3 protein-coding genes and 1 pseudogene are annotated in these 13,938 nt (G+C 74.6%); 3 read left to right on the top strand and 1 reads right to left on the bottom strand.

Features of this window, described 5'->3' with window-relative positions:
- Positions 1–37 precede the first annotated feature (37 nt).
- From ABTY40_RS26455 to ABTY40_RS26445, 3 genes and pseudogenes are all read left to right on the top strand, one after another.
- Positions 38–5,455 (top strand): annotated as a pseudogene (locus ABTY40_RS26455) (type I polyketide synthase); the annotation flags it as partial.
- Between the two features lie 101 nt (positions 5,456–5,556).
- Positions 5,557–12,048, top strand: coding sequence for a thioester reductase domain-containing protein (locus ABTY40_RS26450; protein ID WP_502990681.1), 6,492 nt, complete (start codon positions 5,557–5,559; stop codon positions 12,046–12,048).
- Positions 12,049–12,170: 122 nt separating this feature from the next.
- Complete coding sequence (locus tag ABTY40_RS26445; RefSeq protein ID WP_352061815.1) at positions 12,171–12,941, top strand: SDR family NAD(P)-dependent oxidoreductase; 771 nt, start codon at positions 12,171–12,173, stop codon at positions 12,939–12,941.
- Positions 12,942–12,991: 50 nt separating this feature from the next.
- Here the strand turns inward: ABTY40_RS26445 and ABTY40_RS26440 are convergent, their stop codons facing one another.
- Complete coding sequence (locus ABTY40_RS26440; protein ID WP_352061814.1) at positions 12,992–13,900, bottom strand: ScbA/BarX family gamma-butyrolactone biosynthesis protein; 909 nt, start codon at positions 13,898–13,900, stop codon at positions 12,992–12,994.
- Positions 13,901–13,938: the final 38 nt, after the last annotated feature.

Here is a 13,938-nt window from a genome sequence, read left to right as displayed (position 1 = left end):
ACCGGGGAGCTGAATTCACGTGGCTGACGAGGTACAACTCCGCGAATACCTCAAGAGGGCCATCGCCGACGCACGAGACGCCCGCAAGCGTCTCCGCGAGGTCGAGGACAAGGAGCAGGAGCCGATCGCCATCGTCTCCATGGCCTGCCGCTACCCGGGAGGCGTCTCCTCTCCCGAGGACCTGTGGGAGCTGGTCGCCGACGGCGTCGACGCCGTCTCCGACTTCCCCACCGACCGGGGCTGGGACCTGGAGCGCCTCTACGACCCCGACCCGGAGAGGGTCGGCACCTCCTACTCCCGCGAGGGCGGCTTCCTGTACGACGCCGACCTCTTCGACCCCGAGCTGTTCGGCATGTCGCCGCGCGAGGCCCTCGCCGCCGACCCGCAGCAGCGCCTCCTCCTGGAGACCGCCTGGGAGACCTTCGAGCGGGCCGGCATCGACCCGGTGTCGCTCAAGGGCACCCGGACCGGTGTCTTCGCCGGCGTCATGTACAACGACTACGGCTCGCGCCCGCACCTCCCCCCGGAGGGCTTCGAGGGCTACCTCTTCAGCGGCAGCGCCGGCTCCATCGCGTCGGGCCGCGTCGCCTACACGTACGGTCTGGAGGGCCCGGCCGTCACCGTCGACACCGCCTGCTCCTCCTCGCTCGTCGCCCTGCACCTGGCGGCGAACGCCCTGCGGCGCGGCGAGTGCGACCTCGCGCTGGCCGGCGGCGTCACCGTGATGTCGACGCCGGTCGCCTTCGTGGAGTTCTCCCGGCTGCGCGGCCTGGCCGCCGACGGCCGCAGCAAGTCCTTCTCGGCGAGCGCCGACGGCACCGGCTGGGCGGAGGGCGTGGGCCTGCTCCTCGTGGAGAAGCTGTCCGACGCGCGCCGCAACGGCCACCAGGTCCTCGCGGTCATCCGCGGTTCGGCCGTCAACCAGGACGGTGCCTCCAACGGCCTGACCGCCCCCAACGGTCCGGCGCAGGAGCGGGTCATCCGCCAGGCCCTCGCCGGCGCGGGTCTCGCCCCGTCCGACGTGGACGCGGTCGAGGCGCACGGCACGGGGACGCGGCTCGGTGACCCGATCGAGGCACAGGCGCTGCTCGCCACCTACGGCCAGGACCGCCCCGAGGACCGGCCGCTCTACCTCGGCTCGCTCAAGTCCAACATCGCCCACGCGCAGGCCGCGGCCGGGGTCGGCGGCATCATCAAGATGATCCAGGCCATGGACCACGGCATCCTGCCCCGCACGCTCCACGCCGATGAGCCGACCACGCACGTCGACTGGGACGCGGGCGCCATCTCCCTGCTCCACGAGGCCCGCCCGTGGCCGGAGACCGGAGCGCCGCGCCGCGCGGCCGTCTCCTCCTTCGGCTTCGGCGGCACCAACGCCCACGTGATCATCGAGGAGGCGCCGGCCGCCGAGACCGCGGAGGAGACCGGGGAGGCGGCGGCGACGGACCCGACGCTGCTCCCGGTCATCCCGTGGACCGTCTCCGGCAAGACGGCGGACGCGCTCCGCGACCAGGCCCGCCGCCTGTACGCCCGCCTGACGGCGGACCTCGGCGTCTCCCCGCTGGACGTCGGCCACTCGCTGGCGACCGGGCGGGCCGTGCTCGACCACCGCGCGGTCATCACCGGCCGCGACCGGGGCGAACTCCTGGCGGGTGTGCGCGCCCTCGCGGAGGGCGGTACGGCTCCGGGCCTGGTGCGCGGCGAGAAGACCGGCGGCCGTCTCGGCTTCCTCTTCACCGGTCAGGGCGCCCAGCGCGCCGGAATGGCCCAGGAGCTGTACGCCACGTTCCCCGTCTTCGCCTCCGCCTTCGACGAGGTGGCCGCGCTCCTGGACGCGGGTCTGGGCGGCTCGGTCCGTGAGGTGATCGTCTCGGGTGAGGGTCTGGACGAGACGGGGTGGACGCAGCCGGCGCTGTTCGCGGTCGAGGTGGCGTTGTTCCGGCTGGTGGAGTCCTGGGGTGTGAGGCCGGACTTTGTGGCCGGGCATTCGATCGGTGAGATCGCCGCCGCGCATGTGGCGGGGGTGTTCTCGCTCGAGGACGCGGTACGTCTGGTGGTGGCCCGCGCCGGTTTGATGCAGGCGCTGCCGAAGGGCGGTGCGATGGTCGCCGTCCAGGCCACCGAGGCCGAGGTCGCGCCGCTGCTCACCGACGGGGTGGCCATCGCCGCCATCAACGGACCCCAGGCGCTCGTCGTCTCCGGCGAGGAGGCGGCCGTCCTGGAGGTGGCCGGGAAGCTGGAGGAGCAGGGCCGCAAGACCCGGCGCCTGACCGTCAGCCACGCCTTCCACTCGCCGCTCATGGACCCGATGCTGGAGGACTTCCGCAAGGCGGCCGCCGGCCTCACCTACCAGGCTCCGCGCCTCGCGGTCGTCTCCACCCTCACCGGAAAGCTCGCCACCGGCGACGACCTGCGCACCCCGGAGTACTGGGCCGACCAGGTCCGCGGCACCGTCCGCTTCGCCGACGCGGTGGAGTCCCTGGCCGCCGAGGGCGTCACCTCCCACCTGGAGATCGGCCCCGACGGCATCCTCTCGGCCCTCGCCGAAGGCGCCGTCCCCGCCCTGCGCCGGGGCCGCGACGAGGTGAGCACCCTGCTCACCGCCGTCGGCACCCTCTTCACGCGCGGTGTCCCCGTCGACTGGCGGGCGCTGTACGCCGGCACCGGCGCCCGGCAGGTGCCCCTGCCGACGTACGCCTTCCAGCGGCAGCGCTACTGGCTGGAGTCCCGCCCCGTCCCCGAGACCTTCGGCAACGGCGCCCCCGCCACCGGCCACCCGGTCCTCGGGTCGCCCATCACCGTGGCGGGCTTCAACCAGATCCTCTTCACCAGCCGCCTCTCCCTGACGAGCCACCCCTGGCTCGCCGACCACGTCGTCCTCGGCTCGCCCGTCCTGCCCGCCTCCGCGCTGGTCGAACTCGCCATCCACGCCGGTGACCTGATCGGCCACCCGGCGCTCGACGAGCTCAACCTCCAGGTGCCGCTGGTCCTCCCCGAGGAGGGCAACATCCAGCTCCAGGTCAGGGCCGGCACCCCGGACGACAGCGGGCGCCACTGCCTGTGCCTGTACTCCCGGCCCGACGACTTCGACGCGCCGTGGACCATGCACGCCGAGGGCTGGTACCTCACCGAGGAGCCCGAGGTCGCCGCCTCCCTCACCTGGGACGAGAACGCCCCCGGCCGCACCACCGAGATCCAGCTCCCCGACGGCCTCCAGGCCGACGCGGGCCGGTACGGGCTCCACCCCGTCCTGCTCCAGGCGGCCCTGCCCACCCGCCCGGTCGACCCGGCCGCCGGCACCGTGCCCGTCCCCGCCGACTGGTACGGCGTCCGGCTGCACGCCACCGGCGCCACCGCCGTCAAGGCGCGCGTCACCGAGATCGACGACGACTCCTTCTCCCTCCAGCTCGCCGACGCCGCCGGCGACCTGGTCGTCTCGGTCGAGTCCATCGTCTTCCGCGACATCCCCAACGAGCAGTTCCGGGCCGCCGTCGGCGGCGACAGCACCGGCCGCGAATCGCTGTTCCACCTCGACTGGAACCCCGCCGCGGCCCCGCTGCCCGCCCCCGCCGAGCCGCTCACCTGGGCCGTCCTCGGCCCGGACCACCACCCGGACCCGGCATCCGTGGCCACCGCCCTCGCCGCCGGCGACCGCATCGACGCCGTCCTGCTGCCCTGGGCGTCCAGCGCCACCGCCGACCGGGCCGCCGCCACCCGCACCGCCACCCGCCGGGCCCTCGCCCTCGTCCAGGAATGGCTCGCCGACGAGCGGCTCGCCGGAACACGGCTGGTCGTGGCCACCTCCGGCGCGGTCGCCACCCGCGAGGGGGAGGACGTCACCGACCTGGCGGGCGCGGCCGTCTGGGGCCTGATCCGCTCCGCCCAGTCCGAGGCCCCGGACCGCGTCGTCCTCGTCGACACCGACGCGGACACCGCCTCCCTCGCCGCGCGGACGGCGGACGGCGGCCCGCTGCGCGACACCCTCGCCGCGCTCGTCGCCGCCGGGGAACCCCAGGCCGCGCTGCGCGACGGCACGGTGCTCCTGCCCCGTCTGCACCGGGTCCCCGCCACCGACACCCCGGCCGGCCGGGCCCCCTCCTGGAAGTCCGGCGGGACCGTCCTCGTCACCGGCGGCACCGGCACCCTCGGTGCCGAGTTCGCCCGCTACCTCGTCGCCGAGCACGGCGCCTCCCGGCTCGTGCTGCTCTCCCGCACCGGCGACCGCACCGAGAACCTCCAGCCGCTCCTGGACGACCTGCGCGGCATCGGCGCCCACGTCACCGTCGCCGCCTGCGACGCCGGCGACCGGGACACGCTCGCCGAGGTCATCGCGGCCATCCCGGCCGAACACCCGCTGACCGCCGTCGTCCACACCGCGGGCGTCCTCGACAACGGACTCGTCCCCGCCCTCACCGAGGACCGGCTCGACGCGGTCCTGCGGCCCAAGGCGGACGCGGCCTGGCACCTCCACGAGCTCACCCGCGACATGGAGCTCGAGGCCTTCGTCCTCTTCTCCTCCACGGTCGGCGTCCTCGGCGGCCCCGGCCAGGCCAACTACGCGGCGGCCAACGCCTTCCTGGACGGCCTCGCCGCCCACCGCCGCGCCCACGGCCTGCCCGCCACCTCCATCGCCTGGGGCCTGTGGCAGCTCGGCGGCATCAACGCCCACCTGTCCGAGAGCGACCTCAACCGCTTCGCCCGCGACGGCTTCCGGCCGATCGCCCGCGTCGAGGGCCTCTCCCTCTTCGACCGGTCCACCGCCGACGGCCGGGCCGCGCTCGTCGCCACCCCGGTCGGCGTCTCCGCCGTACGGGCCAAGGACCGGATCCCCGCCCTGCTCGGCGACCTCGTCGCCGTCCCGGGCCGCCGCGTCGCCCGGTCCGGCCCCGCCGGCGGCACCGCCGACCGGGCGGAGGAACTGACCGCCCGCCTGGCCGAGCTGAGCGAGGTCGAGCAGGAGCAGCTGCTGCTCACCCTCGTACGGACCGACGTGGCCGCCGTCCTGGGCCGCGCCGACGCCGACGGCATCGCACCGGACCGGGCCTTCCAGGACCTGGGCTTCGACTCCCTCACGGCGGTCGACCTGCGCAACCGGATCGGCACCGCCACCGGCATCAAGCTCCCGGCCACCCTCGTCTTCGACCACCCGACCCCGGCGGCCCTCGTCGCGTACCTGCGGGAGCGTCTCGTTCCCGAGGCGCCCGACGCCCGCGAGGCCCTGATGGCCGAACTGGACGAGATGGAACGGAAGCTGGCCACGGTTGCCGGGGACGAGGAGGACCGGTCCGCCGTGTCCGCCCGCCTCCGGGCCCTGCTGTCCCGCATCGAGGGGCCCGAGGGCACGGCCGCGGCGCCCGGGGCCGACGAGCCCGACGCGTCCGAGGCCATCGAGTCGGCCTCGGTCGACGAGCTCCTCAGCTTCATCGACAACGAATTGGGCCGCACCACCCCGTAGGGCGTCCCCTCCGACGCCCCGCACCCGGGGCCGGCCCGGCGGCCCTCCCCGCCGGACCGGCCCCCGGGCCCGGCCCCCGCCCCGGCTTCCCGCCTTTCCGCCTGCGCCTTCCGCCTTCGCCCGAGGAGAGCACGAACCCGATGTCCAACCCGTCGAACGAAGAGAAGCTGGTCGAGTACCTGAAGCGGGTCACCGTCGACCTGCAGAAGGCGAACCGCAGGATCGCCGAACTGGAGGCGGCCGAGACCGCCGAGCCCATCGCCGTCGTCGGCATGGCCTGCCGCTTCCCCGGCGGCGTCGCCACGCCCGACGACCTGTGGCGGCTCGTCGCCGAGGGCACCGACGCCATCACCGACTTCCCCACCGACCGCGGCTGGGACCTGGAGCGCCTCTACGACCCCGACCCGGCCCGCCCCGGCACCTCCTACACCCGCCAGGCCGGCTTCCTCCACGAGGCGGGACTCTTCGACGCCGGCTTCTTCGGCATCTCGCCGCGCGAGGCCCTCGCCATGGACCCGCAGCAGCGCCTCCTCCTGGAGACCTCCTGGGAGGCCTTCGAGCAGGCCGGCATCGACCCCGACACGCTGCGCGGCAGCCGTACGGGCGTCTTCGCGGGGATCATCGAGCAGAGCTACCTGGGCCTGGAGGGCCCGGAGGAGTTCGAGGGTTACCTCCTCACCAGCAAGCTGAGCAGCGTCGCCTCCGGCCGCGTCGCCTACAGCCTCGGCCTGGAGGGCCCGGCGGTCTCCGTCGACACCGCCTGCTCCTCCTCGCTGGTCGCCCTCCACCTGGCGATCCAGTCGCTGCGTTCCGGCGAGTCCGACCTGGCGCTGGCCGGCGGCGTCACCGTGACCGCGACCCCCGGCGGGTTCGTCGACTTCTCCCGGCAGAGCGGGCTCGCCCCCGACGGCCGCATCAAGTCCTTCTCCGCCGACGCCGACGGCACCTCCTGGTCCGAGGGCGTCGGCATGCTCGTGGTCGAGAAGCTGTCCGACGCGCGCCGCAACGGCCACCGCGTCCTCGCGGTGATCCGCGGTTCGGCCGTCAACCAGGACGGTGCCTCCAACGGCCTGACCGCCCCCAACGGCCCCTCCCAGGAGCGGGTCATCCGCCAGGCCCTCGCCGACGCCGGCCTGACCACCGCCGACGTCGACGCGGTCGAGGCCCACGGCACCGGCACCCGCCTCGGCGACCCGATCGAGGCACAGGCCATCCTCGCCACCTACGGCCAGGGCCGCCCCGAGGACCGGCCGCTCTACCTCGGCTCCCTCAAGTCGAACATCGGGCACACCGTCGCCGCCGCCGGTGTCGGCGGCGTCATCAAGATGATCCAGGCCATGGACCACGGCGTCCTGCCCCGCACCCTCCACGTCGAGCGGCCCACGCCCATGGCGGACTGGGACTCCGGGGCCGTCGAACTCCTCACCGAGGCCCGCGCCTGGCCGGAGACCGAGCGCGCCCGCCGTGCGGCCGTCTCCGCCTTCGGCGTCAGCGGCACCAACGCCCACGTGATCATCGAGCAGCCGCCGGCGGAGGAGCCGGCGCCCGCCCCCGAGAAGCCGGCGAGCCTGCCCGTCGTGCCCTGGACGGTGTCGGGCCGGACCGCGGACGCCCTGCGCGCCCAGGCCCGCCGCCTCCACGACCACCTCACCGCCGACCCGGCCCTCTCCCCGCTGGACGTCGGCCACTCCCTGGCGACCGGCCGCGCGGCCCTCGACCACCGGGCCGTCGTCACCGGCCACGACCGCGAGGAGCTCCTCGCAGGTCTCCAGGCCCTCGCGGAGGGCGGCACCTCCCCGAACCTGGTGCGCGGGGAGAAGACCGGCGGCCGTCTCGGCTTCCTCTTCACCGGTCAGGGTGCCCAGCGTGCGGGGATGGCGCAGGAGTTGTACGCGTCGTTTCCGGCGTTCGCGGCGGCGTTCGACGAGGTGGCTGGTCTCCTTGACGCGGGTCTGGGCGGCTCCGTCCGTGAGGTGATCGCCTCCGGTGAGGGTCTGGACGAGACCGGTTGGACGCAGCCGGCGCTGTTCGCGGTCGAGGTCGCTCTCTTCCGTCTGGTGGAGTCCTGGGGCCTCAAGCCGGACTTCGTGGCCGGGCATTCGATCGGTGAGATCGCCGCCGCGCATGTGGCGGGGGTGTTCTCGCTCGAGGACGCGGTACGTCTGGTGGTGGCCCGTGCGGGTCTGATGCAGGCGCTGCCGAAGGGCGGTGCGATGGTCGCCGTCCAGGCCACCGAGGCCGAGGTCGCGCCGCTGCTCACCGACGGGGTGGCCATCGCCGCGATCAACGGGCCCCAGTCCCTCGTGGTCTCGGGTGAGGAGGCGGCGGTGCTCGCCGTCGCGGCCCGGCTGGAGGAGCAGGGCCGCAAGACCCGGCGCCTGACGGTCAGCCACGCCTTCCACTCGCCGCTCATGGATCCCATGCTGGCGGACTTCCGCAAGGCGGCCGCCGCCCTGACGTACACGGCCCCGCGGATCGCCGTGGTCTCCACCCTCACCGGCAAGGTCGCGGGCGGTGCGGACCTGCGCACCCCGGAGTACTGGGCCGACCAGGTCCGCGGCACCGTCCGCTTCGCCGACGCCGTCGCCGCCCTCGCCGCCCAGGGCGTCACCGCCACCCTCGAACTCGGCCCCGACGGCGTCCTGTCCGCCCTCGCCGCCGACCTCGTCCCCACCACCGTCGCCCTGCTGCGCCGCGACCGGCCCGAGGCCCACACGGCCGTCACCGCGCTCGGCCGGCTCCACCAGCACGGCGTCACCGTCGACTGGGCGGGCTTCTTCGCCGGTACCGGCGCCCGCCGCGTACCCCTGCCGACGTACGCCTTCCAGCACCAGCGGTACTGGGTCGAGCCGGCCGCCGCCACCGCCGGCGCCGCCGGCCTCGGCATGCGGTCGACCGGGCACCCGCTGCTCGGCGCCGCCGTCGCCCTCGCCGGCGCCGACCAGGCCGTCTTCACCAGCACCCTCTCGACGCGCACCCACCCGTGGCTCGCGGACCACACCGCCCACGGTTCCGTGGTGCTGCCGCCCGCCGCGCTCGTGGAGCTCGCGATCCGCGCCGGTGACGAGTTCGGCGCGACCGTCCTCGACACCCTCACCCTGGACGCCCCGTTCGTCCTCGACCGGGGCCGCACCCACCAGCTGCAGGTCGGCGTCGGCGCCGCCGACGCCACCGGCCGCCGTCCGGTCACCGTCCACGGACGCCCCGACGACCCCGACGCGCCGTGGACCGCGCACGCCCACGGCACGCTGAGCGCCGCCGCCCCCGGCACCGCCTTCGAACCGGTCGCGTGGCCGCCCGCCGGCGCCGAGGAGATCGCCCCCGAGGAGCTGTACGCCCGCCTCACCGAGGCCGGACTGGCCCACGGCCCCGCCTTCCTCGGCCTCACCGCCGCCTGGCGCCGCGACGGGGAACTCTTCGCCGAGGCCGCCCTTCCCGAGCAGGCGGGCGACCCGGACGGCTTCACCCTGCACCCCGCCCTCCTCGACGCCGCCGTCCGGCCCCTGCTGCCCGCCGCCGGCGCCCACCCGCTCGCGGGAACCTGGCGCGGCGTCCGCCTCTTCGCCACCGGCGCCACCGCGCTGCGCGTCCGCATCACCCCCGGGGACGCCGGCGCCTCCCGCGTCGAACTCGCCGACCCGGCCGGGCAGCCCGTCGCTCTCGTCGAGGCCGCCGAGGTACGCGGCGTCGACGGCGCCACCCTCGCCACCGTCGCCGACCGCCTGGACGACGCGCTGTTCCACGTCGACTGGACGCCCCTCGCGGTCCCGCCGCCCGGCACCGACCGGCCGGCGGTCCTCGGCGACGGCGGCGACTTCGCCGGACCCGCCGAGGTGGCCGAGGCCCTCGCCGCCGGCCGGTCCGTCCCGCTCGTCCTGCTCCACACCCAGGCGGAACCCGCCGCCTCGCTCCCCGGCTCGGTGCACGCCACCACCGAGAAGACCCTCCGGCTCGTCCGGGAGTGGCTCGCCGACGAGCGCCTGGAGCAGACCCGGCTCGCCGTCGTCACCTCCGGCGCGGTCGCCACCACCGACGGGGAGGACGTCACCGACCTGGCGGGCGCGGCCGTCTGGGGCCTGCTCCGCTCCGCCCAGTCCGAGCACGCCGGCCGCATCGCCCTCGTCGACACCGACGAGGACCCGGCCGAGGAGTCCGCGGCGGCCCGGATCGCCGCCCTGGCCGCCTCCGGCGAACCGCAGACCGCGCTCCGCGCCGGCCAGGCCCACGCCCCCCGCCTCGCCCGCGCCGCCGCCCCCGTCACCGGCACCGACCCGGTGTGGGACCCCGAGGGCACCGTCCTCGTCACGGGCGGCACCGGCAGCCTCGGCGCCCTCTTCGCCCGCCACCTGGTCACCGTGCACGGGGTGCGCCACCTGCTCCTGACCAGCCGCCGCGGCCCGGACGCCGCCGGCGCCCGGGAGCTGTCCGCCGAACTCACCGCGCTCGGCGCCCAGGTCACGCTCGCCGCCTGCGACACGGCCGACCACACCGCGCTCGCCGCGCTCCTCGACACGATCCCCGCCGACCGGCCGCTCACCGGCGTCGTCCACGCGGCCGGTGTCCTCGACGACGGGCTGATCGCCACCCTCACCCCGGAGCGGCTGCACGCCGTGCTGCGGCCCAAGGCCGACGCGGCCTGGAACCTGCACCGGCTCACCCAGGGCCGGCCGGAGGTCACCGCCTTCGTCCTCTTCTCCTCCATCGCCGCCGTCGTCGGCGGCCCCGGCCAGTCCAACTACGCCGCCGCCAACCTCTTCCTGGACGCCCTCGCCCAGCACCGGCACGCCCACGGCCTGCCCGCCACCTCCGTGGCCTGGGGCCTGTGGGAGCAGTCCGGCGGCATGAGCGGGCACCTCAGCGAGACCGACCTCGGCCGCATCGCCCGCAGCGGCTTCCTGCCCGTCCCGCAGGAGCACGGCCCCGCGCTCCTCGACCGGGCGCTCGCGCTCGGCCGCCCGGCCGTCGTCGCCACCCCGCTGGACATCGCGGTCCTGCGCGAGCAGCCCGGCCGTATCCCCACCGTCCTCACCGGGCTCGCGCCGCTGCCCGCCCGCCGGACGGCGGCGGAGGAGGGCGCGGCCGCCGACGGTTCGCTGGCCGACCTGGTCGCGGGCCTGACGGGGCCCGAGCGCGAGCAGGCCGTCCTGGACGCGGTGCTCGACCGGATCGCGGCCGTCCTCGGCCACGCCGACACCTCCGGCATCCAGGCCGCACAGCCGCTCACCAAGCTCGGCTTCGACTCGCTGACCTCGGTCGAGCTCCGCAACCGGCTGAGCGCCCTGGCCGGCACCAAGCTGCCGGCGACGCTCGTCTTCGACCACCCGACCCCCGCCGCCCTGGCCGCGTTCGTCTCCGGACAGCTCGCCGGCGGCTCCGGCGAGGAGGGCGCCCCGGCGGCCCCCGCCGTCGACTTCGCCGCCGAGATCCGGCTCGGCGAGGACGTACGGCCCGCCGCCGAGGCGGTCCGCTCGGCCGCCGACCCGGGCGAGATCCTGCTGACCGGCGCCACCGGCTTCCTCGGCGCCTTCCTGCTGCGCGACCTGATGCGGTCGACCACGGCGACGATCCACTGCCTGGTGCGCGGCGCCGACCGGACGGAGGCGCTGGCCCGGCTGCGGGCCAACATGGAGTTCTACCGGCTGTGGGACGAGGTCGACGAGAGCCGGCTCTCCCTGGTGCTGGGCGACCTCGCCGACGAGCGGCTCGGGCTCACCGAGGAGCGGTTCGACGAGCTGGCCCGCACGGTGGACGTCGTCTACCACAACGGCGCCCGGGTCCACTGGCTGCACCCGTACACCTCGCTGCGGGACGCCAACGTCCGCGGCACCGAGGAGGTGCTGCGCCTGGCGGCCCGTCACCGTACGGTCCCGGTGCACTACATCTCGACCGTCGGCGTCTTCGACGGGGTGCGGGAGGAGGGCGTGCCGCTCAAGGTGACGGACCCGACCGGTCCCGCCGAGGCCCTGCCCAGCGGCTACCTGCAGAGCAAGTGGGTCGCCGAGCAGATCATCCAGATCGCCCGCGACCGGGGGCTGCCCGTCTCCGTCTACCGGGTGGACGTCATCTCGGGCGACACCCGCAGCGGGGCCTGCCAGACCCGTGACTTCGTCTGGCTGAGCCTCAAGGGCATCCTGCAGTCCGCGGCGGTGCCGGCCATCACCGGTGGCCGGTTCCACCTGCTGCCCGTCGACTACGTCAGCGGCGCCATCACCACGCTGTCCCGGCAGCCGGAGACCGTCGGCCGCACCTTCCACCTGTTCAACCAGAGCTCGCTCAGCCTCGCGCAGTGCGTCGCGTACCTGCGCGAGCAGGGGTACGAGCTGGACGAGCTGGACTGGGAGACCTGGAGCGAGAAGGTGGGCGGCGACGCGGACAACGCGCTCCGGCCGCTGCTGCACGCCTTCGAGATGATGACCTCCGACACCGACGGCTTCTATCCGCCGATCGACACCTCCGAGACCCTCGCGGCCCTCGCGGGGACCGGGGTGGAGTGCCCGCCGCTGACCGCCGAACTCTTCGCCCGTTACGTGGAGTTCTTCGTCGAGGTGGGGCACTTCCCGCCCGCGCCGAGCCGCGAGCCGGCGCGCGTCTGACCCGGAGTTCCGGGCCGGGGCCCGACGGCGTGCCCCGGCCCGGACCTCCGACTTGACACACCCTTTACCTTCCTGGGCGGAACCCGCCGGTCCACCGCCCGTCCGGTGGCAGCATCGGCGCCATGCCGGATACGGGTGGGTTGCTGGAGAACAAGGTCGTCCTGATCACGGGCGCGAGCAGCGGCATCGGCGCCGCCGCCGCGTACGTGTTCGCACGGGAGGGCGCGTCGGTGGTGCTGTCCGCGCGCCGGGAGGAGAGGATCGCCGGCCTCGCGGCCGACCTGAACGACAAGGGCTTCAAGGCCTCGGCCGTGGTCTGCGACGTGACCCGCGCCGAGGACGCCCGCCGCGCGGTCGCCCACGCGACGGAACGTTTCGGCCGCCTCGACGGCGCGTTCAACAACGCCGGCATCGGCGGGGACCAGGCCCCCCTCCACGAGATGGGGGACGAGGTCTACGACTCCATCATGGACACCAACGTCCGGGGCCTGTGGAACTGCCTGCGCGCCGAGATCGGCGCGATGCTGGCGGCCGGCGGCGGCGCCGTCGTCAACAACAGCAGCGTCGGCGGCCTGGTGGCCATCCCGACCGCCGCCCCGTACGTCGCCTCCAAGCACGCGGTGGTGGGCTTCACCCGAGCGGCGGCCGACGAGTACGCGCGGCAGGGCATCCGCGTGAACGCGGTGGCGCCCGGCTCGACCCGCAGCGAGATCACCGTCGACTGGTACGCGCGCAACCCCGGCCTGGAGGACGCCATCCACGAGGTCACCCCCCAGGGCCGCACAGCCGCCCCGGAGGAGATCGCCGAAGCCGCCGCCTGGCTGCTCAGCGACCGGTCCTCCTACGTCACCGGGGCGGTGCTGCCGGTGGACGGCGGTTACGTCACTCGATGAGCGGGGTCCGGGCGGGGCATCCGCCCGGACCGTCGACCCGGCCGCACCCCCTACGGCGCACAGTCCATGGAGACCGAGAAGGCACGCCCGCCGTTCTGCATGCCCGTGATCTCGACGTGCATGACGCCCTCCTCGGGTGCGGGGACGATGGACGCGTCGATCCAGCAAGGAGTGTCGAACTCGACGTACCGGTTGAACGTGCTCATGACGCGAATGGGGTGACGCCCGGGCCCCGTGATCGCATGGGCAGCCTGATAGGCGGCTTCGATGAGGACCAGTCCGGGGACGTGGTCGACCTTGTGGTCGTACAGCGCGCGGTTGGACACATCGGCGCGCAGCTGCCACCGGTCCGGCAGGTCGCTCGCCGCCAGAACGACGTCCCCTTCGTGTGCGCGCCCCACCACGTGCGCGGGGACCGCGGGCGGCACCACCGCCCCTCCCCAAGCGGGGTCCGCGTGTGCGCCACGCAGCCTGCGATAGGCCGCGGGAGCGATCCAGCTGTAGTCCAGCCGACCTTCCCCGATCAAGCGGCCCTCGGACAGGATCGACTGTTCGACGCGTAACGAGCGCGGACTGTTACGCTTGATGGTCACCAGAATGAACAGGGTGTCCGGTTTGTTTTTTGGGTCGTAAAAATCGTCGGACACGCTGAAGTCCATGAGCTCCATGAGCGTCTGGTGCGTCAGCGGGACCGAGAGTTCCGCATGCCCTATGAGCAGGGCGCACTGCCGGATCGTCTGCGTCAGAAGCAGAGGGATCGAACCGCCGTAGACGCCCCCCTCGGGCCAGCGTGCGGTCACGGCATAGCGGTCCGATCCCAACGGGGACCACTTGGTGAGCAGAACGGCCCCGGGATCGTTGAGGTGTACGAACGCTTCGGGAACCTTTCGAACGGGCGCGGCGATCCGATGGATGACATGGGTGTGCCGTCGGCGATCGGAGAGCAAGGCTTTGGGCATGATCCCCCCCTGGGTCAGGCCTAGATTGAAGTGCCGGG

The organism is Streptomyces sp. NPDC126503 (assembly GCF_040302405.1).
Taxonomy (GTDB): Bacteria; Actinomycetota; Actinomycetes; order Streptomycetales; family Streptomycetaceae; genus Streptomyces; species Streptomyces gulbargensis.
The sequence above is the reverse complement of the archived record's forward strand: the minus strand, read 5'-3'. Positions and strand labels throughout refer to the sequence as shown.